The sequence below is a fragment of the Paenirhodobacter populi genome (assembly GCF_004022215.1).
Lineage (GTDB): Bacteria > Pseudomonadota > Alphaproteobacteria > Rhodobacterales > Rhodobacteraceae > Rhodobacter > Rhodobacter populi.
In genome coordinates this window covers 1-20,079 of record NZ_SAUZ01000042.1, presented here as the reverse complement: position 1 = coordinate 20,079, position 20,079 = coordinate 1, and the positions used below count along the sequence as shown (strand labels likewise).

Here is a 20,079-nt window from a genome sequence, read left to right as displayed (position 1 = left end):
GCGGTCTGGCGATGATGGCTGATCCCGGGGCGTATCCGGTGCGGGCACCGGGACCAGAAGGCTGCGGCATGAGGCGGTGATCCTGGCCTTTCTGGAGCACGCGTAACGCATTTTGCGCGCAAAATAGTGCTTTGCGTTACAGACGTTATGAGGCTGCGCTGATGATGTGTTCATCGATCCCTTTCCTGGAAAATATCATCTGCGGATTCTTTTTTTGCGGCTCCTGACCCTGGTGGTCTGGCGATGATGGGCGGCACCAGAGAGGCCCCGGCGCGGGCGTCTGCGCCAGGACCGTAGGCTGATCATTCAGGGGGGCTGCCTTCCGGGGCCGTCGTCGCGACACCGTCGGGTGCGGCGGGCGCTTCCTCCTTCCGGACCCGTTCCAGCCAGTCCTTGGCCTCCCCGGCATCCATATCGCGGCATCGCATCAGCGCTGCGGCCATCTCTTCGAGGAGAGGGCGGTTTGCGATGAGGATCTGCGCGGCCCGGCGCTCGGCCTCCTCGATCTGCCGCTGAACGCGGGCGCGGAGGGCCGGATCGCGCAGGTTCTGGGTGTCGTTCTCACCAAGCCATGCCGGGCCGTGCAGGCCGAGGCCGAACTGGGTATGGATCGCCGTGGCGATCCCTGTCGCCAGCGCGAGGTCGGAGTTCGGTCCGCCCCCGGCGCCGGCGGAGACATCGCCCAGCACCAGCCGTTCGGCGGCGCGACCGGCCATGATCTGGGCGAGGCGGTCCCGCATGTCCGAGAGCGTTCCATGCTTGGGCGCCGCATCGATCATCGTCATGCCGCTGCCCTCGCGCTCGATCAGGATGCGCCGCACCGGGCCGATTCCGAGCGCGGCGCAGGCGATGGCATGACCGCATTCGTGCAGCGCGATCCGGCGGTCGATCGCGGCGTCCTGCGGCGGGGCAAAGACCTTGCGCAGGTCTTCGGGCGTGAGGTCGCGCCCGCCGCCGCGCGCCGCCGCCCGGGCCTGCCGGATGACAGCGTCGACATCAGCCGAGGAGCAGCCGACCGCGCGGGCGGAAAGATCGCGCAGCACGGCTTCCGACCAGTCCGGCAGGCCGTGCCGGAACACGCCGAACAGCGCATCGGCATCGGGGAGCGGCAGCGCGACCTTCATGTCGAACCGCCCGGCCCGCAGCACGGCGGGGTCGATCAGCTCGGGATGGTTGCAGGTGCCGACGACGATCACGCCTTCTTCGCGTGCGATGCTGTCCATCTCGGCGAGGAACGCGTTGATCACCTGGGTCCGATAGGACCTGCCATGCGTGTCGCTACCTTCGCGCGAGCCAACGGCATCGATCTCGTCGATGATCAGCACGCTCGGGGCGTCGGCCCGGGCCTCCGCAAAGGTCTGGCGCATCTCGCGCAGCATGTCGCCGAGATGCCCCGCCGCCTGCCATTGCCCGAAGGTGCCGGTCACCACCGAGAAGCCTGCGCTGTTCCCCATCGCGCGGGCGATCCAGCTCTTGCCGGTGCCGGGCGGACCATAGAGCAGCAGGGTGCGGGTCAGGTCTGCCCAGGCGACCTCGCCCTTCTTCCAGCGGCGCAGGTCGCGCACGATCTGGCGCGCGGCCCGGAGCGCGGGCGTGTCGCCGTGGATGTCCTCGAGCCAGGGACCGGTGTCGAGGCCCGGCGCCGCCTGAGCCACCATCGCCGCGATCCGTTCGGCAACGGCCCGCGCCGTCTTCGCCTGCATCGCGATGGCAAAGCCCAGCATCGGCAGATCGGCGAGCAGCGCCTCCGGGGGCAGGACCTTCCGCACGGCGTCCTCATCGATGCGCCGCGTCGCCGAATGGCTGACGCAGAGCGCGGCGATCAGGATATCGGCGCTGACCGGCACGAACCGGCTCTGGTCCAGCGCCTGCGGCATCAGGGCCGGCGGCAGGTCGAGATCCGCAGCCAGGGCGATCAGCACCGGCGTCGCGCTGTCCAGTGCGTCGCGGATCTTGCGCCGGAGTTCGAAGACGGCCAGCTCGCTGAGCTTGCCCTTGCTGTCACGGGTCGTCTCCAGGAAGACCAGCGTGTTCGGGCTCAGCCGCGTGCCGCGCATCGGGTCCTTCACCTGCCAGCCGGGCGGCAGGAGATGGGCCAGCAAGCTCCGCAGGGCCTCGGTGTCATCGGTCACAACGCCGCGCAACACGGTGACCGCGCCGGGGCGCAGCGCCGCCGCGATGCCGTCAGCACCGAAGCTGGCGGCGAGGCGGACCACCGTCAGCAGCGCGCCGGCGGGGAGCGGAATGGCGGGCGCGTCGGTCCCGGTCGCCGAGACTGCGAAGGGATCACCGCCCTCGTCGCGCAGGGCTTGCGCGATCTCGTCGGGGAGGTCGATCAGGCCCGGGCCTTCGCCGAGCAGGTCGAGGACGGAGGGTTTGGGGGCTTCTGGCGAGGCCGGGATCGTGTCGCCGATGTCATCGGACATCCCGAAGGGCGAGAAACAGGTGCCAACGCTGTCGGTGGTGTGCTGGCGCAGCCGTTCGACGGCCGAGCGGGCGAAGCTCCACCACGCGGGGCGGGAGGGCTGGACCAGGGCGGCCGAGGTGGTCGCGGCAGGCGTGGCGGTGTTCATCGGAGCGGGTTGGGGCGGGTGAGGCGTCATGGCAGACCTCCGAGGCAAAAAGGAGCGGGCTTCCCGGAGCGGGCCGGGGAGAGGGTTTTGTGGGGAACGGGGCGGAAAAAAATCGGGCGAAGAGGATCAGGTTCGGCTGCTGCCGGAAAAAAACGCCCGATACGGCTGGGGCCGGTCAGGGTATCGAGGGGACGTCCGGTTCCTGGGGCGCGTCAAGAACCGGGGCGTCCGGGCCGGGCACCGAGAGGCCCAAGGACCAGAACGCCGCCTCGAGGCTCAGGCGCGGATCGGCCTTGATCATGGCGAGCTCGGTGTCGCGGACCCGGTGGCGACTCCTACGCTCGGCGGTGAAAAACACAGCATTCTCCGGCAGCACCACCAGTGCCAGCAGGTCGAAGGCATCGGGTTCATAGGGCCGCAGGCCCTGTGGCGAGCGGCCATAGCCATGATGGGCGTTGACGCACCATCCTCCGTTCTGGCGCACGGTGGTGGTCTTCACCTGCAGCCGCAGGATCTGCTCGGGGTGCAGGATCAGCCGGTCGACGGCGGTGAACTCGGGCAGCCGCATCACCGACAGGCCATAGCGCAGCAGGAGGCTGTCGACGAGGCACTCTCCGGCGAGGCCGAGGGCTTTTGCGTGGCGGCAGCGATCTTTGCGCGACAGATCCGGGAACGACCAGAGCTGGTGCGATCCGGGCGGCAGACACAGCGGCGGTCGGGGCAGCAGCCCGGGGAGCAATGGTTGAAACGTCATGGAGCGGAACTCCTTGGGAAAAATGGCTGGGACCGTGGAAAATCGGGTCCGAGGGGTGGGACATCCGATGCGTGTCGGCCGAGAGGTGCCCGAAGCCGTGCAAAATCCAGCGTCGAGGGCTGGAAAATACCGGGGCATGCGGCTTGGACGGGCTCAGGGGACTACGGAAAACCCGGTCGGGATTGGCGTGTGCCGGAACATTTGGCCTGACTGGCATGCGCCCGCCCCGAAGAGGTGCTGGCAGCGACACCGGTCAGAAGGCGGGAAGGTCGGAGAGGTTTACAGCGCCGGGGCGAAGGCGAGGCTGTCCGCGACGGGAGCCTCCGCCTCGACCTCGATCGGATCGAGATAATCGGGCAGGGACGCCAGCGCATCGAGCCGCGAGAAGGCTTCGCTCAGCAGCAGATTGGTCCGCGCCGCGATCGGATGATCCCCGGCGCAGCGGAACACCGACGGCATCTGCTGGGGCAGGCTGTGCAGATGGAGAAACTCCTGCGCGTCTTCGCTCGCCAGCATCAGGCGGGTCAGCATCGCCATCCGCAGCAGCGGCTTGTCCTCCCGCCGCTGGACCTCGGTCTCGCACAAAACGTTCAGCGCGGCTTCCAGATCGGCACGGGTCCGCTCCGCCTCCGTGAGCCAGTCGATGAACGCCATATCCCAGCGGTCCACATGCGCGAGATCGCGTTCCGCTTCAATATGCGCCGACAGCACCGGCAGCAGCGCCGTGAACCGCGCGCTCAGCGGCGTCGGGTGGAAATAGGTGATGGGTTCCGAAACAACGGGAACGGTGATAGGCGTGAAATCAGCCATGATTGATCTCCTCTGAAGATCGATGGTGGTTAGGGCTAGGTAAGGGGGTACGAGCCCTTGCCTATGCCCGCATTATATGGCGCCATAAAACACAAAATTAAGATGGATTTGGTGTTATGGAGCAAAAAAAACGTGGTCGGCCCACAGTCGACTCTGAGTCGATAAACCTGCGATTGCCACGAGATCTAATCGAAGCGATTGATGATCGCCGACGTCTCGAGTTGGACCTGCCTACACGGCCGGAGATGATCCGTCGGGCGCTGGTACAGTGGCTGGAAATGACGGCGCCCGATGCTTGATTGAGGGATGTGCCTGCTCAGCCCTTGTGTGGGGCGGCAGTCAAGTCGGCCCACGGATGCATATGTCTTCAATCATCCGCTGGCGAAGCGGAGTGGTTCATTCCTCCGTCATGGAAACCTCCTGTCTGATGAAAGGGGAAGCCACCTGATCGTCAGACAGAAATGCCCGTATCCAAATGCACCCCGATCACATCATCGCTGAACGCGCGCAAAGAGCGCCAATACCGCGGAGCGGCTTCAGCCAAGGACTCTGAGCGCCGGGCTGCTTGCGCGGCGGTATGGGTGACGATGCGGGCCGAAGCTGCCGCTCGTTCATAGGCGCCTCGCGACCTCTCTGGCGTGATTGCGGTTCCACAAGCCAAGAGCATGCAGTCTCCCAAGCCAAGTCTGCCTTGGGTTTGTCTGGGTCGCCCTCGCGTAACGGCCCTGGATCGAAAAGGCCGGGATCGCGCCGGAATTCATCCCAGTCGAGCAGTGCAGCACGACCGTCAGGGCAGGCAGTCAGCCTAATGGCGAAGGGCAATGATTGTTCAGGGTTCCAAGCAACATGCTAAGGCACAGCAACCGACAGGTTTGGCTGGCTCAGCCGACCCGCCCCCTAAGGACAGGCGAGGCCGGCCCGTCGGGCTCACCCCATCCCGCGCGGCCACATCCTCCGAAACTGTCGCTCTACCGGCGCCACGGCAAAATCCTGATCAGGATCGTCGCTCTCCCGGATGGAACGAGCCTTCAATGGCGGGTGCGGTTTCGCAAATTCCTAGACACGCATTTCAGTAAATCCCGGACAGTGATTTCACTAGGTGCTGGTGGTGGGGCTGATCGGTCGGGCGGCTTTCAGGCAACCCCCTGTTGGCTGTGGCACCGGCGCGGTCTCAGGCCTTACTGCGGCTTCGTGAGGAGCCCCGTCGAACCGCCCAGCCTTCTACGCGCTGGCTTGGTAAGGCTGCGTCTTGCTCAAGCTCGGTGATCAGCCATCTGATGAACGCGTCAACGACCGGAAGCGTGCGGATGTCGCTGCGGCATGCAACATAAAAGACATCGGCTGCAGGCACTGACATCCGGAACGGGGCGATGAGTTGACCTCGGGCGAGGAGGCCCGCCGTCGTGATCGAATCTCCTATCGCGGCTCCGTGGCCGTATATGGCAGCCTCCAGCGCCAAGCGTGCGTCGCCCATATTATGCTGGGCGACGAGCGGTATGTTCAGCGCGTCGGCCGCGGCGAACCATTGCCGCCATTCCCGCCCTCCATCCGAGTGCAGAATGACTTGCTTGGCGAGGTCTGCCACCGTCCGGATTGGCTGGTTGTTGATCAACGTTGGGCTGACGACCGGAAAGAGCGACAGATCTGACAGCCGGCGGAACCAATAGCCGCTCCAGTCTCTTGCTCCATAGACAATCTGCACATCGGCATCTCCGTCCCACCTCTGGTTCTGGTCGCTGGCGGCATCGAATGTAAGGCGGATGCCCGGAAACCGCATCGTGAACTCCCCGAGGCGCGGCATAATCCAGAACGACAAAAGCGCGGGCATGCAGGCTATAGCCAGTTGGCCGGAGCTGACGGGCCGGGCCATTCGGGCTGTCGCCGCCGCGATGCCCTCGAACGCGGCGGACACGGCGGGCAGCAACTCGTTTCCCTGTTCCGTCAGTTTCAGGCCCCTGCCAATCCGCTCGAAGAGTTTCACCCCGAGCGCGTCTTCCAGTGTCGATATCTGATGGCTTACCGCGCTGTGGGTGACATTCAGCTCGTGCGCGGCGCGGGTCATGGATCCTTGCCGGGCGACAGCCTCGAATACACGCAGCGCCTTCATCGGCGGAAGTCTCGACATGTGATCCCCATAATGTGTGAAAAAATTTAACAGCGAATCATGATATAATATCAATTGTTTTTTGATTAAACGCGCCGCAAAGTGCGTCCGAAGCGAGCGATAACAGCCCGCGATGGCAAGTATCGCTTGCACAGGGAACTGAACACATGGCCCTTTCTGATGAAGCGCTTTCGGCGCTACGGTCTCGTTATGCCGAGGCGCATGGCGGGGAGATCTTTGACCCGAACTTCCGTCGGGTTGCGGATTATCTGTTTTCGGAAACGGGAACACGCGCTGCGCCTTATAGTGGCATACCGACGCTTCTCGGTGCCCCGCATCGGGAGATCGATCCTGCTGCGCCGGATTTCGGCGATTTGCAGGTCGCGTTACTGGGGGTGCCGATGGATCTCGGCGTGACTAATCGCACGGGGTCTCGCTTTGGGCCGCGCGCTTTGCGTACGATTGAACGGATCGGCCCTTACAATCATGTGCTCGGCTGCGCGCCGGTGCATGAGATGCAGGTTGCCGATATTGGCGATGTCCCGTTCCGCAGCCGCTATCGGCTCGAGCTGAGCCATGAAGACATCGAAGCGCATGTCGCACGTATCGTTGCTGCGGGGGTGCTGCCGCTTTCGGTTGGCGGTGATCATTCCGTGACGCATCCGATTTTGCGCGCGGTTGGCCGCGACAGGCCTGTGGGCATGATCCACATAGATGCTCATTGCGATACCGGCGGGGCCTACGATCTGACGAAGTTTCATCACGGCGGCCCTTTCCGAAATGCGGTACTCGATGGCGTGCTTGACCCCACGAGGACGATTCAAATCGGTATCCGGGGCGCGTCGGAATATCTTTGGGAGTTCTCGTATGTCTCCGGCATGACGGTGATTCATTCGGAGGAGGTGCCGGGGCTTGGAATGGCCGAGGTCATTCGTCAGGCGCTCGCCGTTGTGGGGGATGGGCCGACCTATCTCTCTTTCGACATAGACAGTCTTGATCCGGCTTTCGCTCCGGGTACAGGCACTCCCGAAATTGGCGGTTTCTCGACCCGTGAGGTGCTTGCACTTCTGCGTGGCCTGAAGGGGGTGAATCTCGTTGGGGCCGATGTGGTGGAGGTTGCTCCTCAATACGACGCAACGACCAACACCGCGCAGGCTGGGGCGCAGATGCTGTTCGAGATTCTCAGTTTGATGCGCTTCAGCCCCTCTTTGCCGCAGCGTGCCTGATTGGGCTCAGGTATTCCAAAAACCAAGAACGATATTCAACAGACGAGGTACAAAATGAAAAAAGCAGCGAGCGCAATTCTCGCCGCCATTGTGATGGTGGCATCTGTCGCCAGCCAGGCGAATGCAGATTGGAAAGTACAGTATAATGCGCTGACGATTGGTGTTCCGCCAATCGAAAATGCCAGCGAGGGGCAGGCGCGCTATGCGCCTCTGGCCGATTATCTTTCGGCAAAGCTTGGCGTGCCGGTTACCCTGCGTATGGCCAGTGCCTACAGCGGCATTATTCAGGCGATGGAGGCCAACGAAGTTGACATGGCCATGTATGGTGCTGCTGCGTTTGCGGCTGCCGACGATGTGCTGGCTGGCGATTTGCAGCCACTCGCCCATGCGGCGGCGAAAGACGGAACGCTTGGCTACCAGGCCATCGTCATCACGCGCGCGGACAGCGGGATAAATACGCTTGAAGATCTGAAGGGTAAGACACTCGCCTACGCCGACCCGAATTCAGCCTCAGGCTATCTGGTGCCAAGCTATTATTTCAACCAGATGAACATGGGGAAAGACTTCTTCGCGTCAACGACCTTCTCTGGCGGGCATGAGAACAGCATTCTGGCCGTGGTTCGCGGTACATATGATGCTGCGGCGACATGGCATTACACCGAAACAAACGGGGCGGTGCAGCGCATGGTTGACCGGGGTGAGGTTCCTGCCGGCGCCGTCAAGGTGATCTGGGAGAGCCCGCTCGTTCCTGCGGATGCATGGTCGGTGCGCGCCTCGATGCCCGATGATCTCAAAGCGGCGTTGACGGACGCCCTTGTGAGCTTTGCGAGCGCGGATCCGGAGAAATTCGCCGTCGTCAGCGCAGGCTCATGGGCGAATATCGTGCCCGTCGGACGCGAGGCGTTTGAAGACAGCATCGCAATGCGGAAGGCGATGTTGGCCAACCGTGGCTCGAGCAACTGAACGACGGCCGCGCAAGGCTGTGTTCCCTGCCCAGAACAGGATGGTTTTGAATGAGTGCAGCGACCAAATGGTCTCGTTCCGAGTGGCCGTTGCGCCGAGTCTCATTGCCTGCCGGAATATCCGGCAGGCTGTGGCTGACAGAGATGCCGGGGCGTTCAACATTGCTTTCGGACTTCCTCTCGGTAGCGCGAGAACTGGGGATCACCGGGGTGGTCTGTCTGGTTCCCCCGGAAAATATCACGCACAGTGCCCCGGATTATGCGGCGGCGCGCTCCGTGGGGCTTGAGGATATGCAGCTTCTTGACTGTCCGATACCAGACTATGGCCTTCCGCCCGACACCATCGCATTTCAGGCCTTTATCGGCGATCTCGCAAACCGGCTACGGCAGGGCGAACGGCTTGTGATCCATTGTGCCGCCGGGGTTGGAAGGACGGGAATGGCTGCCGTCGTGCTGATGCGGGCGTTGGGGCTGAGCCCCGCCGATGCGCTTGCGACCGTCTGGGCGGCGGGCTCCAGGCCCGAAACACCTGAGCAGATGAAATTCGCGATGGAGCATGCCGATGCTTGAGATTACAGCGCTGAGCCGCACCTATGGCAACGTTCGCGCGCTTGAGGCCGTGTCGCTGAGTGTGGCGCCCGGCGAGTTCGTTGGGGTGATCGGTCGGTCCGGCGCCGGAAAATCCACCCTGTTGCGGCTCATCAACCGCTTGGTCGAGCCTTCATCCGGCGAGATCAGCTTCAATGGTGAAACGGTAAGCGCGCTCAGTGGCCGAGAGTTGCGCGACTGGCGGCGGCGCTGCGCCATGATTTTTCAGCAGTTCAACCTGATCGACCGGCTGAGTGTGCTGGACAATGTTCTCGTAGGGCGGGTGGCAATGCTGCCACGCTGGCGCAGTTGGACGATGGCCTGGCCGGTCGCCGATCGTGTCGTTGCGATCGAAGCGCTGGAGCGCCTTGGCATTTCCGAGCATGCGCTCAAGCGTGCCGATCAACTTTCCGGAGGGCAGCAACAGCGGGTCGCCATTGCGCGCGCTCTGGTGCAGGAGCCGCAACTCATCCTGGCTGATGAGCCTGTGGCATCGCTCGACCCGCACAGCACCAGAACGGTGATGGATTCACTCGCGCGGATTAACCGCGAAGACGGCCTGACGGTGTTATGCAACCTTCACCATCTGGATCTTGCACGCGAATATTGCCGCCGCGTGATAGGTGTCGCTGCCGGGCGGGTGGTTTTCGATGGGCCGATCGAGGCGCTTGATGCCGCAACGATCCGCATGATTTATGGCGAGGACGAGGCATGACGCACGTATCCGATGCCATTGGCCGGGTTGAAGCCGCGCGCCGCGCACAGATGCGGCGCACAGGTTGGAAAACGTTGCTCTTCGGCGGAGCTCTGGCGGTTCTGATTGGGCTTTCGCTGCATCAGGGCGAAGTGTCCTGGACGAAATTCATCACCGGGCTGCCGCGCTTTGGGGCGTATATCATCCGGATTTTGCCGGATCTGTCGTTTGCGACGCTCGGGGCCGATCTTCAGGGCTGGATGTGGAATCTTCCGAATTGGCTCAAGCTTCTGTTCGATACGGTTCTGATTGCCTTTGTTTCGACGGTGATGGGGGCCATCATCGCGTTCTTTTTGTCGTTTCCCGCAGCCCGCAACATGGGATTCGGCCGGGTATCGACTCAGCTTGCGCGGCGGTTTTTCGAATTTCTCCGCACCGTCCCGGAACTCGTCTTCGCTCTGCTGTTTGTCTTTGCTTTCGGTTTGGGGCCTATGGCCGGGGTGCTGGCGATCACGCTGCATACGGCGGGCGTGCTGGGCAAGATGATGTCCGAAATCAACGAGACGATAACCGATCGTTCGCTCGAAGGCGTTATCGCGGCGGGAGCCTCGCGGGATCGGGTGATCCGTCTGGGGGTCGTGCCACAGGTGGCCCCAGCCTTCGTCAGCTATATTCTGCTTCGGTTCGAGATCAATGTCCGTTCTGCATCTGTCATCGGCCTCGTCGGGGCAGGGGGCATCGGGCAAGAGCTGATGTTCGTCATCAACCAGTTCATCTACCGCGACATCAGCGCAATTTTGGCCCTGCTGATCGTGACTGTTGCGATCGTAGACATCGTGAGTGAAACCATCCGCCACCGCATCATTGCTTCTGAGGTATCTCATGCTTCCGCAACGCCAAGCGCACATTGAGGCGTTCGCCAGCCGCCATCCGGGAACGGTCTATCCACTTGCCGGCCCGCTTTGGACGCGACGCCTGTTCTGGTCTGGCTTCCTGATCTGCTTTTTTGCGGCGTCGATTCATCTGGGCCTTTCGTTCGAGCGCTTTTGGCGGGGCCTGGGCGATCTGGGCGTTATCATGCGCCAGATGTGGCCTCCAACGCATCATGGCTTCTGGCGTGAATATATTGGCGCCCTGGGCGAAACACTGGCCATGGCGTTTCTTGGAACGCTAGCCGCCAGTCTGATTTCGCTTCCGCTCGGGTTTCTTGGGGCGCGCAATGTGGTGAAGAGCTGGCCAATCCATTTTGGCCTGCGCCGTGCGCTCGATGTGGTGCGCGGTGTCGATACGCTGGTTTGGGCATTGATCTTCGTTTCGGTGGTTGGCCTCGGGCCTTTTGCGGGCATTCTTGCCATTGCGCTGAATGATACCGGTGTGCTTGCCAAGATCTATGCCGAGGCCATCGAGAATATCGACCGCCGTTCGAGCGAAGCGGTTCGGGCTGCCGGCGGCACTGAGGCTGATGTTGCGCGTCTGGCGATTTTTCCGCAGGTGTTCCCGGTTTTGATCGCCAATAGCCTGTATTTCTTCGAGGCGAACACGCGTTCGGCAACAATTCTCGGTGTCGTGGGGGCGGGAGGTATCGGTTACTTTCTGGCAGATCGCATTCGTGTCAATGCTTGGAGCGATGTTGCGTTTATCATTTTGCTGATCCTGCCGACGGTAGCGGTGATTGATATCCTCTCACGCTGGCTGCGCGGGCTGGCGCAGGGGCGCCAACGAAATGCTGTGATGCGGTAGTTGGGCGGTCTGCTGCTGTCGCTAGCCGCTGGCGCCAATGCAGCGGAGCAGCTTAGTCCTTCCTTGCTCACCGACATTTTCCGGTTTGGATGCCGCAGCTGGTTTGATCGTATCGCCAAGTAGTGATTGGGGTTGCGGAGCGGGATTTGGCTTGGACCGTTGGACCGGCTCTTGCTGTCCAGAGACGACCGCCGACCAGTTTTCAATAAACAGCGACACCCCCATCAAGCACCGCATTTCATGTAAATAATCATTTGCTTTTCTGCGGCTTGAAGGCAAACGATTCTTGACATGAAACTCCTCCTCGAAACCCGCCGCACACGCTGCATGACACAACCCGATGTCGCACAGGCGGCCGGGGTCAGTGTGCCGACAATTCGGGCGCTCGAGCGTGGCGAAGGCAGCATCCGGTCGCTTGTCGCGGTGATGGCGGTGCTGGATCTGCGCTGGGCCTGGGCACGCGAGATGGATGGCGGCGGCTCGGAGTTCGCCGGGCGGCGTCGGGCGCGGGGGCTGAGCCAGGCGGATCTGGCGCGCCGTGTCGGCTGCAGTCGGCCTACGATCATCGCGCTGGAGCAGGATCTTGTCGGGACGGTGGCGACGCTCGTGCGTGCCCTTGCCATTCTCGGATTGCGTTCCGTCTTGCGCCCGATTGCCACCGGTCGCGGCGGGCTGGTGCCGGCGACGAATGCGCCCGAGCGGGATCTGGTGATGACGCCGCCGGATCTGGCGGCAGCCATCATCGCGCATTTTGCGCCCCGGATGGCGGGCCGCGTGCTGGATCCGGCAAAGGGACAGGGCGCGTTCCATGACCGGTTTCCGGCGTGTCTCGAACGGCACTGGTGCGAGATCGGCGAGGGGCGGGATTTTCTGGACTGGCGCCAGCCGGTCGACTGGGTGATGACGAACCCGCCCTGGTCCCGGCTGCGGGTCTTCAGCCTGCACGCGATGAAGATCGCCCCGAACATCGTCTGGCTGGCGCCGCTGACCAACCTGACCACCCGCGCCCGGCTGCGGCATCTGGAAGAGAACGGTTTCGGGATCGCCGAGCTGGTCAGGATCGACACGCCGAAGGATTGGCCGCAGAGCGGTTTCCAACTGGTCGCGGCCTGGCTGCAGAAGGGTCATGCGGGGCCATGGGCCATCTCGAGGTTGGGTAAGGGAATGCGCTGACGGATTATCGGGGACGCCGTCAGGACGATGAGATGTCCTGGTCCCCAGCCATTCGTATTCCACGAAAATATCCGCGGCATTCAATCATGGCCCTGAAGGAGTGCCCGGTTCATCCATTTCCAGTGATGCTTCTGGGGTCTGATTTTCTTCAGGAGAGAGGGATCGCAGGAAAACGAAGCGCTGCGCCTCCACGCCCTCCCTGATGATTTCGGTGGCGGAGGGCGCGCACAGGACGGCGCTCGCATCCGCGAACCGGATCCGCATGCCGGCCCCTTGTTGGGTGGGACGCCAGCGCCATGCGGAGAAATTCCGACGCAGCAGGCACAGGACATCGCCGAGCCAGCTGCCGAAGCTCATCGCACCGGCCCCATCAGGAGCGCATGCATCTCGGCGATCTTCCGGTTCGTTTCCTGTGCCGCCACGTCCTGCGCCGAAATCAGGATTCGCAATTGCGCGATCAGGTCCTGCTGCTGTTCCCGCTGCGCGCGGATCAGGCGCGCTTCCTCGACAATCAGGTGAAGCGCCTCCAGCAGGGCGTTGCCCAGCTGCGAATCCGGCTCCGGATCGTTCAGCAGTTCCAGAAGCGACAGGAGGCTGTCGATTTTGCCTTCCGTGCTCTGCAGACCGTCGAGCAGGAGTCTCCATGCCGGGGGAGGGGTGAGCGGTTCGGGAACGAGGGTCATGCAGATGCCTTTCGAGGTCTGGCTGGATGGGGAGGAGAGCGCGGATCAGCTTGCGCAGACCGAGGTGAAGACGGGCAGGGCGCAGGTCGTGGCAGAAGGCGAGCCGGGCCAGCAGATGGCGCGGTTCCCAGCCCGGGCCGAGATTGCCGCCGGCCACTTCTCCGAGTCCGGATCGGAAGAACCAGCTGTCCCGGCCATAGCTGTTGGTCCACGAGATCCGGATGATGGAAGGCGTTCCATGGGCCAGAAGCGCGTCGAGGGCCTCGAGGGTCTCAGGCTGATGCCGCGTGAAGGCGTCGCTCAGCGCTTTGGCCGTGGCGATATGTGCAGATGTGGTCAGGCGGCGGGCGGGGACCGGCGGGGTCAGCGTCGGGATCTCCGGATTGAAATAGACCGGCGCCTCCAGCCCGAGCATCCGGGCGAGGGCGATGTGGTTGCGGTCGGTTCGTGCGGCCGAGAGCGCCGGGGTCAGGGGCTGTCAGTCAAAGCAGCGCAGGGCGACGGCGACATGGATGTGATCGCAATGGGCATCGGTGTGACGGGCGGTGATCCAGGGGGTGGCGTAGGGCGGCAGGTCCATCTGCCCAAGTTGGGTGAGGATGGTCCGGGTCCAGAGATCTCGATCGGCCCGCAGGCCTGCCGGGAGGGACAGGGTGATGTGCAGGAGGCCCTGATCCCCGGCCAGCCGCTCAAACGACCGGCGCAATTCGGCCGGGCGATCATAGGGCACTGTGCCGCCGATCAGCTCGGCACCGGGACGGAAGTCATAGGCGTCGAGGAAACTGGCGTCGGGGTAAGATCGACTATGGGCGCGCATCGGTGGCCTCCACGGACGAGAGCAAGGCGTCGGTCAGGGCGCGCAGCTCATAGCGAAGCTGGGTTACGGTTTTGGTTTTGCCGGGGTCGAGAGCATTGATCGCAAGGCCGAGGCGCCCGGTGATCTCGGCCAGATCGGCATTGGCCGGATGGGGCGCAAGACCACATTGCCGCAGATATTCGGCGCGGTTGGACAGGCCTTCGCGAAGAATGCTCTCGTCGATCTGCCTCAGTTCTTCGTCGGAAAGCCAGACCTTCACGACGTTGTTGCGCCGGTCAGTCATGGGGACGGATCTCCGAGGGCTGGGCGTTGGAGGGGGTGCCGGGCGGCACATCCGGCGCCCGGAATGGCAACGGGTTTGATGGTCCGATCATGGTGGCGGATATGCAGAATCAATCTCTGAACTCCTTGGTCTTCGCGAAGGGTGCCGATGGTGGGGGAAGGGGGCGGACGATCCGAGCCCGAGGGAAAACTACCTCATTCGGCCAGACAGGTGGCCGGAGAAAGCCCTGTCATCGGGTGTTGGTCGGACGATTTTTGTGGAGAACGGCCGGGATTTCTGTCCGGTGGGCGCGGAGCTTCGGGTGGTCGAAAGGTGGCACCCTTCTTCAAACAGCCACCGATTGGCAGTGCGGATCAATCTGTGTGATTTATTATACGGATGACAAAACGGGGCGGGGTAGACCTCGCCTGCGCGACAGAACCTAGGCCGAGGGCCCTCTGGGGCAGATTTCCCCGGTCGGCGGGAATCTGATCGGCCGGTCTGAAAAACGGCCATCGCTTGCGGGTTTGGGCGCGGTCCCGACACTGTCGGGATTGCCGCACCTCGATCCTGATACCGCCCGCCGGCGCCAGCACGATATCTCCAACCGGCGAACGACTGATCTGGGGGGACAGCGATAGGTTTAGGTCTTTCTACACGCTCCCGGTAGACACTCTGCGAAGTTTTGGAGCACCTCATCGCCCCGATCTTTTAACGTAAGCGGTGTATCCTCCCCCCGTCTTCAGCTCTGATCTGGAGTTAGCCATGGTGATAGTCTCCCAACATCTTGCGACGTGGAGTGGACGATGGCCGAACGAACGATTTGGGGGATCAGCGTAGAGACCTCGCCGTTGGGGCGCGTCTCCTGGCCGAACGAGATAAAGCGCATCGCCGTCGAGCGGGTGCTGGAAATGGGTGAGCGGATCGCCATGGTCGCGATGGAGCTAGACGCTCATGAGAACCTTGTCCGGAAATGGTGCATCGCTGCGCGTCGCTCCCGCGGCGAGACTGTCGCGCAGCAGCCAAGGTTCGCGCCGGTAATGATTGCATCAGATCAGCCGCTAGCTTCGACGGTGATGATCTGTAAGCTCACGATCGAAAACGCAACCCTGGAGTTCCCCAGCAACATTGCCGAGGATGATCTCGCGCGTTTGGTTCGGGGCCTTCGAGGCGCATGATCCCATCCATCCCGCAGTCACTGAAGATCTACATCACCACCGAACCTGTCGATTTCAGGAAGGGCATGGATGGTTTGGCCGGCTATGTCGCAGCCCACTACGAGCTGGACCCTTTCTCTGGTGCGGTGTTCATCTTCCGCTCGAAGACAGCGGACAAGATAAAAGTGCTGGCTTGGGATGGCACGGGGATGGTTCTCATCCAGAAGCGGCTGGACGGGCGGAAGTTTGTCTGGCCGGCTATGTCTCGCGGTGCGATCTCGATCAGTCGAACGCAGTTCGAAGCTTTGTTTGAGGGCGTGGACTGGCGCCGGATCGTGCCACCACGATACTCGAAGCCTACTGTTGCGTAGCTGCAGTGGGTTTAGGCGGCTACGGCTGCGTTGAGCTCACGCACGATCCGGATGATTTCCTTTGCGCCCTCGGGGCCAAAGACACCACCGATGCCCATCGTGTCGATATCTGTGAAGGGGCTCTCATAGAACCGCGCGGGATCGATTTCACCGTTCTCGGTCAGGGTGTCGATGATCAGGTCCAGAAACTCGATCTGATCAGCATTCAGGTTTGAGGAGCTGGTGACAGTGCTGAAGGCTGCCTTTGCGCTGGCACGGTCCATGCCAGTGAGCGAGCGTAGGAAGCGGGGCAGTCCCCCGGCCTCTGACATCACGGCGGTTGTGGCGGTGTCATCAAAGCCCGCCGCAGCCCAGATACGTTCCAATTCGGCCAGATCCTGGCCAGTCATTTGCTCTCCACGCCTGAGTTTCAGGATCGCGATATGGTCGCGGTTTACGTCGACGAACTGCCGGGCCTTCATCTTGAAGCGCGCCTTATCGAGACCCGAGCCGAGTTGGGGCAGGTCAACGCCGGTGCCGCTCCCAATTTCATCCTCAAAATCGGTAATCATCACCTTGCGGCTGCGTGGTTCAATCAGTTCGACGAGCAGTCGCAGGCGCCGCCGAACCGCCTCCAGCATCTCAACAGTGATGTCGGTCCAGAACTCCTCGGTCTGGATCTCCAGGATCAGATCCAGCTCTTTCTTGACCAGCGGCACATTTGAGAGGGCTTCCAGCGCAGAAGCCAGATCAGTAATCCGCTTCTGGTATTGCGTGAAGCCCGCATCGCCAGACAGAAGCGCAATCTGAGCCGAGAGGATAGCCAGATCGAATTGCTTGGCGGGCAGGCTGTCATCGCGAAAAGCCGATGGCAGGCCTGCGACCGCATCGCTGAGGGTCGTTCGCGCCGCAATGTCCAGGTTGCTCCAGGCCTCGCGCGACTGGAAGCGTTCCACCTCGCGTCGTCTGGGGCGCACGATGAAATTGTCGACGTTCATGCCCGCGACCTCAGCATGCAGGCGGTCGCGCAATGTATCGGCCAGTTCTGGCGCGGCATCTTCGCCTTCAAGAATGCCGATCAGCTCAACACGGGCATTGAACAGCCGCTCGCCGATTGGCGCGGCCATCGACGGCTCGGCGCGGTCGGGGTTTTCGCCGAAGAATTCGAGGTTCTGGCAATAGTCGAAGATCAAGAACTCGTGCTTATCTTCGCCGGGACCAAACAGATCGGGGCAAAGCCGGGTGCCGCGCCCGACCATCTGCCAGAACTTGGTCTTGGACCGGACGGGCTTGAAGAAGACGAGGTTCACAACCTCTGGCACGTCGATGCCCGTGTCGAGCATGTCGACCGAAACAGCGATCTGCGGACCCTTGGCCGGATCCGAGAAGTCGTCGATCAGGCTTTGTGAGTAAGTCACGGAATAGTCGATCAGCCGCGCGAAATGCCCGGCAAGATGGGGATAATTGGCGTCAAACCTCTGGGTGATAAACGCCGCATGCGCGCTGGATTTGGCGAAAATGATCGTCTTGCCCAGTTTGTCGCCGGCCTCAACCTTGATCCCGTCCTGCATCAGCTGGGCCAGAACCTTATCCACCGTGTCGATGTTGAAGAGCCATTTATTCAGATCGGCTGCCTCGACCCGATCGGGGACATTGCCCTCGTCATCCCATTCCAGCGCATCCCATTCCTCTTTCTCCTCATCGGAGAGCTGGTCATAGGTGATGCCCTGGCGTTGGAACTTCAGCGGAACTGAGATGCCCTTGGGCGGCACCAGATAGCCGTCACTCACCGCATCTTCGAGGTCATAAGCGTCCGTAGGCACGCCGCGTTCCAGCTCGAACAGCGAATAGGTGTCGCGGTCGATCTCATCCCGGGGCGTGGCGGTTAGCCCGACCAGTAGGCTGTCGAAATAGCTGAAAATCGCACGATATTTGCGATAGACGGAGCGGTGCGCTTCATCGATCACGATCAGGTCGAAATGCCCGGGGCCGAAACGGCGCTGACCGTCCGCCATTTCTTCGATCTGCCCCATCATGGTCGGATAGGTCGAGACCAGCACCCGCGCGGCCTTGTGGTCGTTCTTGGCCGGATCGTGGCCCTCCAGAAGGTTCGCAATCGGGGCGGAGGGTAGATGCGTCTTGAAGGCGTTTTGTGCCTGCTTCACCAGCGCCACCCGGTCGGCCAGAAACAGCACGCGCCGCACCATATTGGCGCGCATCAGCTGATCGACCAGCGCAATCACGGTGCGGGTCTTGCCCGAGCCCGTCGCCATGACAAGGAGCGTCTTGCGCAGATGGTCTTTCTCAAACGCCTCACCCACGCGGCGAATGGCGCGGGTCTGGTAGTAGCGGCCGGCAATCGCCTCATCGACCTCAACATCCGCCAGCGGCTTTTGCGTGGCACGGCGTTGCAGCATCAGCTCCAGCTCGTCACGCTTCAGAAAGCCCGAGATTGCGCGGGGCGGATATTTCAGATCGTCCCAGATCCAATGCTCATAGCCATTGGTGCAGAAAATCACCGGGCGGCGACCGAAAGCGGCCTCTAGGCAATCGGCATAGAGTTTCGCCTGCTGCTGGCCGGTGCGGGCGTCCTTCTTCGTCCGCTTGGCCTCGATCAGCGCCAGCGGTTTGCCGTCCTGGCCCCAGAGGACGTAATCGACATAGCCTTCGCCGGACTGGTTCGGCATGCCTGAGACCGGAAACTCGCGGTCGCGCGACTGGTCGAGTGGCCAACCGGCCTCGGTCAGCAATAGATCAATATAACGGTCGCGGGTGCCTGCCTCGTCATAGTCATGCGGATCGGGCACGGCCTGATTTGCCTTGCGCAGGCGCGCCAGCTCGGCACGCGATGCTGCAAGCTCGGCCTCCAGCGCCAGCCGTCCCCCTTCGGATGCCATGCGCGCGGCCTCGGCCTCTTCGACCCGCTTTGCCGCCGCATCGTGATCGGCCTTCAGCTTCTGGATCTGGGCAACCGTCGAGGCCCCGATGGTCAGTGTTTTTTCCAGCTGAGCCACATCGAATTGCAGCGCCGGATCGGGGCGGGTGGCGCGCGCGTAGGTGCGGGCGATCCAATAGCAGACCTCGAACAACTCTTTCACCGTGCCGGTGGCGTCCGTTGCGGTCAGGGGCTTGCCGCTGTCATGGGCAGCGCGGTTGCCCTGATCCTTGACGTAACGGGCTTTCGTCGTGATCGCGGGGCCGGTCAGGGCCGTCAGGCTCGGCTCAGAGATCAGCATGGCGAGTTCGCGGCCATAGGGGCGTTTGAGCAAAGGCTCGCGGTTGAACAGCCAGTTCAGCGCGGTTTCCAGCGTGAGCCGCGCCCAGAAGCACGCGCCGCGCGGATCGGAAAGCGCCGCACGTTCGGCCTTTTCGGCATGTTCGAAAAGCTGCGGGAAATCGGCTTTCAGAAATGCGAACTGGCTCACATCGTCGCCCCTTGGATATTCAGGTATTCAAATTCGGAAATGCGCCTTGAAATGCGGCACTGATTTCTGCCCAGAGTTGCGGATCAAGCGGCCTTCGGCAAGAGACCTTGTTCAAAACATCATAGCCCGCCTGCGTGAGCCCATCGGCGAGTTTCTTTTCCAGCGCCGCCACTTGATCGCGCTGCGGGCGGTGGCTATCCATATCGGCGGCTTCGGGGTGGATGGGACCAAAAAAGTGGAAATCATAGTGATCCACCTGCGCCAGTTCGACCCCGCGCGCCAGTAGGTTGCGGCGCAGGGCATTGGCGTTTTTGTTGCGCCCCAGATGCTGGCCAAAGCGGTCATAAGGGGCCGAGGCGTGCGGGCTGCTCTCATCCCCCGTGCGTCCAACATAAAGGAGCCGCTGATCGCCTACCCGGATATCCCAGACATAGAGCCAGAAGCCACGCTGCAACATGACGCCGGGCAGGCTGAGACGATGCAGCGCGGCAGGCATCAGAGTTCGCCCCGGAAGGCGCGGTGTTGGAGAGAGGAAAAGAGGCAGTCCGCCTGAGCCAGCGCATCAGCGAGCTGTTCCTTGGCGACCACAGCTGCATGAGCCTTTGCTTCGAAGGTGTCCTGAAGATCCCGCTCTGGCTCTGTTGTACAAATCCGGTGACGGATTCACCTTGTGAATTCAGCGTGATAGCTGGGTAGCATGAGCAGACCGACACCTCCGCCCTACAAGACCCGGAACTGGCCCAGCTACAACCAAGCGCTGA

20 protein-coding genes are annotated in these 20,079 nt (G+C 62.4%); 10 read left to right on the top strand and 10 right to left on the bottom strand.

Going from position 1 to position 20,079, the window contains the following annotated elements; genetic code table 11:
• Positions 1-302: 302 nt before the first annotated feature.
• The 3 genes from D2T30_RS21550 to D2T30_RS21540 form a co-directional block, all read right to left on the bottom strand.
• Positions 303-2,603 (bottom strand): AAA family ATPase, encoded by a 2,301-nt coding sequence (locus D2T30_RS21550; protein WP_241651368.1) that lies wholly within the window; start codon positions 2,601-2,603, stop codon positions 303-305.
• A 145-nt stretch (positions 2,604-2,748) separates the two neighbouring features.
• Entirely contained in the window at positions 2,749-3,327 is a 579-nt protein-coding gene (locus D2T30_RS21545) for a hypothetical protein (RefSeq protein WP_128210478.1), read from the bottom strand.
• Positions 3,328-3,606: 279 nt separating this feature from the next.
• The gene (locus tag D2T30_RS21540; protein WP_128210477.1) at positions 3,607-4,137 is read right to left on the bottom strand and encodes a hypothetical protein; all 531 of its coding nucleotides are present in this window, start codon (positions 4,135-4,137) and stop codon (positions 3,607-3,609) included.
• A gap of 116 nt (positions 4,138-4,253) precedes the next feature.
• Between D2T30_RS21540 and D2T30_RS21535 the strand changes: the two genes are divergently transcribed.
• The gene (locus tag D2T30_RS21535; RefSeq protein ID WP_128210476.1) at positions 4,254-4,436 is read left to right on the top strand and encodes a ribbon-helix-helix protein, CopG family; all 183 of its coding nucleotides are present in this window, start codon (positions 4,254-4,256) and stop codon (positions 4,434-4,436) included.
• An 872-nt stretch (positions 4,437-5,308) separates the two neighbouring features.
• Here the strand turns inward: D2T30_RS21535 and D2T30_RS21530 are convergent.
• Positions 5,309-6,262 (bottom strand): LysR substrate-binding domain-containing protein, encoded by a 954-nt coding sequence (locus D2T30_RS21530; protein WP_128210475.1) that lies wholly within the window; start codon positions 6,260-6,262, stop codon positions 5,309-5,311.
• A gap of 146 nt (positions 6,263-6,408) precedes the next feature.
• Between D2T30_RS21530 and speB the strand changes: the two genes are divergently transcribed.
• The 7 genes from speB to D2T30_RS21495 all read left to right on the top strand — a co-directional run bounded on the left by speB (position 6,409) and on the right by D2T30_RS21495 (position 12,624).
• Positions 6,409-7,467: an agmatinase gene (gene speB / locus D2T30_RS21525; RefSeq protein ID WP_128210474.1), complete on the top strand. Its 1,059-nt coding sequence runs from the start codon at positions 6,409-6,411 to the stop codon at positions 7,465-7,467.
• Between the two features lie 54 nt (positions 7,468-7,521).
• The gene (phnD, locus tag D2T30_RS21520; protein WP_128210473.1) at positions 7,522-8,430 is read left to right on the top strand and encodes a phosphate/phosphite/phosphonate ABC transporter substrate-binding protein; all 909 of its coding nucleotides are present in this window, start codon (positions 7,522-7,524) and stop codon (positions 8,428-8,430) included.
• A 50-nt stretch (positions 8,431-8,480) separates the two neighbouring features.
• Positions 8,481-8,999, top strand: a complete 519-nt coding sequence (locus D2T30_RS21515; RefSeq protein WP_128210472.1) for a protein-tyrosine phosphatase family protein — start codon at positions 8,481-8,483, stop codon at positions 8,997-8,999.
• Positions 8,992-9,732, top strand: coding sequence for a phosphonate ABC transporter ATP-binding protein (phnC, locus tag D2T30_RS21510; protein ID WP_128210471.1), 741 nt, complete (start codon positions 8,992-8,994; stop codon positions 9,730-9,732). The genes D2T30_RS21515 and phnC overlap by 8 nt, the downstream gene beginning before the upstream one ends.
• Positions 9,729-10,622 (top strand): phosphonate ABC transporter, permease protein PhnE, encoded by an 894-nt coding sequence (gene phnE / locus D2T30_RS21505; protein ID WP_128210470.1) that lies wholly within the window; start codon positions 9,729-9,731, stop codon positions 10,620-10,622. Before phnC ends, phnE (D2T30_RS21505) begins: the two co-directional genes overlap by 4 nt.
• Positions 10,594-11,451, top strand: a complete 858-nt coding sequence (phnE, locus tag D2T30_RS21500) for a phosphonate ABC transporter, permease protein PhnE (protein ID WP_128210469.1) — start codon at positions 10,594-10,596, stop codon at positions 11,449-11,451. The genes phnE (D2T30_RS21505) and phnE (D2T30_RS21500) overlap by 29 nt, the downstream gene beginning before the upstream one ends.
• 327 nt (positions 11,452-11,778) lie before the next feature.
• Positions 11,779-12,624 (top strand): helix-turn-helix transcriptional regulator, encoded by an 846-nt coding sequence (locus D2T30_RS21495; RefSeq protein WP_164884393.1) that lies wholly within the window; start codon positions 11,779-11,781, stop codon positions 12,622-12,624.
• A gap of 84 nt (positions 12,625-12,708) precedes the next feature.
• On the opposite strand, the gene D2T30_RS21490 is transcribed toward D2T30_RS21495, so the two are convergent.
• The 4 genes from D2T30_RS21490 to D2T30_RS21475 all read right to left on the bottom strand — a co-directional run bounded on the left by D2T30_RS21490 (position 12,709) and on the right by D2T30_RS21475 (position 14,407).
• Positions 12,709-12,981: a hypothetical protein gene (locus D2T30_RS21490; protein ID WP_128210467.1), complete on the bottom strand. Its 273-nt coding sequence runs from the start codon at positions 12,979-12,981 to the stop codon at positions 12,709-12,711.
• On the bottom strand, positions 12,978-13,307 hold the full coding sequence (locus D2T30_RS21485; protein WP_128210466.1) for a hypothetical protein: 330 nt from the start codon (positions 13,305-13,307) through the stop codon (positions 12,978-12,980). Before D2T30_RS21485 ends, D2T30_RS21490 begins: the two co-directional genes overlap by 4 nt.
• Before the next feature lie 478 nt (positions 13,308-13,785).
• A complete protein-coding gene (locus D2T30_RS21480) occupies positions 13,786-14,124 on the bottom strand; it encodes a hypothetical protein (protein ID WP_128210465.1) in 339 nt (112 codons plus the stop codon).
• Positions 14,111-14,407: a plasmid mobilization protein gene (locus D2T30_RS21475; protein ID WP_128210464.1), complete on the bottom strand. Its 297-nt coding sequence runs from the start codon at positions 14,405-14,407 to the stop codon at positions 14,111-14,113. Before D2T30_RS21475 ends, D2T30_RS21480 begins: the two co-directional genes overlap by 14 nt.
• 785 nt (positions 14,408-15,192) lie before the next feature.
• On the opposite strand from D2T30_RS21475, the gene D2T30_RS21470 reads away from it, so the two are divergent.
• Together D2T30_RS21470 and tnpB are read left to right on the top strand one after the other, a co-directional pair.
• Positions 15,193-15,564 (top strand): transposase, encoded by a 372-nt coding sequence (locus D2T30_RS21470; RefSeq protein WP_128210463.1) that lies wholly within the window; start codon positions 15,193-15,195, stop codon positions 15,562-15,564.
• Complete coding sequence (tnpB, locus tag D2T30_RS21465) at positions 15,561-15,914, top strand: IS66 family insertion sequence element accessory protein TnpB (protein ID WP_128210462.1); 354 nt, start codon at positions 15,561-15,563, stop codon at positions 15,912-15,914. The genes D2T30_RS21470 and tnpB overlap by 4 nt, the downstream gene beginning before the upstream one ends.
• Positions 15,915-15,925: 11 nt before the next feature.
• Here tnpB and D2T30_RS21460 read toward each other — a convergent pair whose 3' ends face one another.
• Both D2T30_RS21460 and D2T30_RS21455 read right to left on the bottom strand, forming a co-directional pair.
• Positions 15,926-19,318: a DEAD/DEAH box helicase family protein gene (locus D2T30_RS21460; RefSeq protein WP_128210461.1), complete on the bottom strand. Its 3,393-nt coding sequence runs from the start codon at positions 19,316-19,318 to the stop codon at positions 15,926-15,928.
• A 19-nt stretch (positions 19,319-19,337) separates the two neighbouring features.
• Entirely contained in the window at positions 19,338-19,814 is a 477-nt protein-coding gene (locus D2T30_RS21455) for a hypothetical protein (protein WP_128210460.1), read from the bottom strand.
• Positions 19,815-20,079: the final 265 nt, after the last annotated feature.

Bases quoted from the DNA above. Each gene is read 5' to 3' on its own strand.
- D2T30_RS21550 (WP_241651368.1), bottom strand. From the start codon at position 2,603: ATGACGCCTCACCCGCCCCAACCCGCTCCGATGAACACCGCCACGCCT.
- D2T30_RS21545 (WP_128210478.1), bottom strand. From the start codon at position 3,327: ATGACGTTTCAACCATTGCTCCCCGGGCTGCTGCCCCGACCGCCGCTG.
- D2T30_RS21540 (WP_128210477.1), bottom strand. From the start codon at position 4,137: ATGGCTGATTTCACGCCTATCACCGTTCCCGTTGTTTCGGAACCCATC.
- D2T30_RS21535 (WP_128210476.1), top strand. From the start codon at position 4,254: ATGGAGCAAAAAAAACGTGGTCGGCCCACAGTCGACTCTGAGTCGATA.
- D2T30_RS21530 (WP_128210475.1), bottom strand. From the start codon at position 6,262: ATGTCGAGACTTCCGCCGATGAAGGCGCTGCGTGTATTCGAGGCTGTC.
- speB (WP_128210474.1), top strand. From the start codon at position 6,409: ATGGCCCTTTCTGATGAAGCGCTTTCGGCGCTACGGTCTCGTTATGCC.
- phnD (WP_128210473.1), top strand. From the start codon at position 7,522: ATGAAAAAAGCAGCGAGCGCAATTCTCGCCGCCATTGTGATGGTGGCA.
- D2T30_RS21515 (WP_128210472.1), top strand. From the start codon at position 8,481: ATGAGTGCAGCGACCAAATGGTCTCGTTCCGAGTGGCCGTTGCGCCGA.
- phnC (WP_128210471.1), top strand. From the start codon at position 8,992: ATGCTTGAGATTACAGCGCTGAGCCGCACCTATGGCAACGTTCGCGCG.
- phnE (WP_128210470.1), top strand. From the start codon at position 9,729: ATGACGCACGTATCCGATGCCATTGGCCGGGTTGAAGCCGCGCGCCGC.
- phnE (WP_128210469.1), top strand. From the start codon at position 10,594: ATGCTTCCGCAACGCCAAGCGCACATTGAGGCGTTCGCCAGCCGCCAT.
- D2T30_RS21495 (WP_164884393.1), top strand. From the start codon at position 11,779: ATGACACAACCCGATGTCGCACAGGCGGCCGGGGTCAGTGTGCCGACA.
- D2T30_RS21490 (WP_128210467.1), bottom strand. From the start codon at position 12,981: ATGAGCTTCGGCAGCTGGCTCGGCGATGTCCTGTGCCTGCTGCGTCGG.
- D2T30_RS21485 (WP_128210466.1), bottom strand. From the start codon at position 13,307: ATGACCCTCGTTCCCGAACCGCTCACCCCTCCCCCGGCATGGAGACTC.
- D2T30_RS21480 (WP_128210465.1), bottom strand. From the start codon at position 14,124: ATGCGCGCCCATAGTCGATCTTACCCCGACGCCAGTTTCCTCGACGCC.
- D2T30_RS21475 (WP_128210464.1), bottom strand. From the start codon at position 14,407: ATGACTGACCGGCGCAACAACGTCGTGAAGGTCTGGCTTTCCGACGAA.
- D2T30_RS21470 (WP_128210463.1), top strand. From the start codon at position 15,193: ATGGCCGAACGAACGATTTGGGGGATCAGCGTAGAGACCTCGCCGTTG.
- tnpB (WP_128210462.1), top strand. From the start codon at position 15,561: ATGATCCCATCCATCCCGCAGTCACTGAAGATCTACATCACCACCGAA.
- D2T30_RS21455 (WP_128210460.1), bottom strand. From the start codon at position 19,814: ATGCCTGCCGCGCTGCATCGTCTCAGCCTGCCCGGCGTCATGTTGCAG.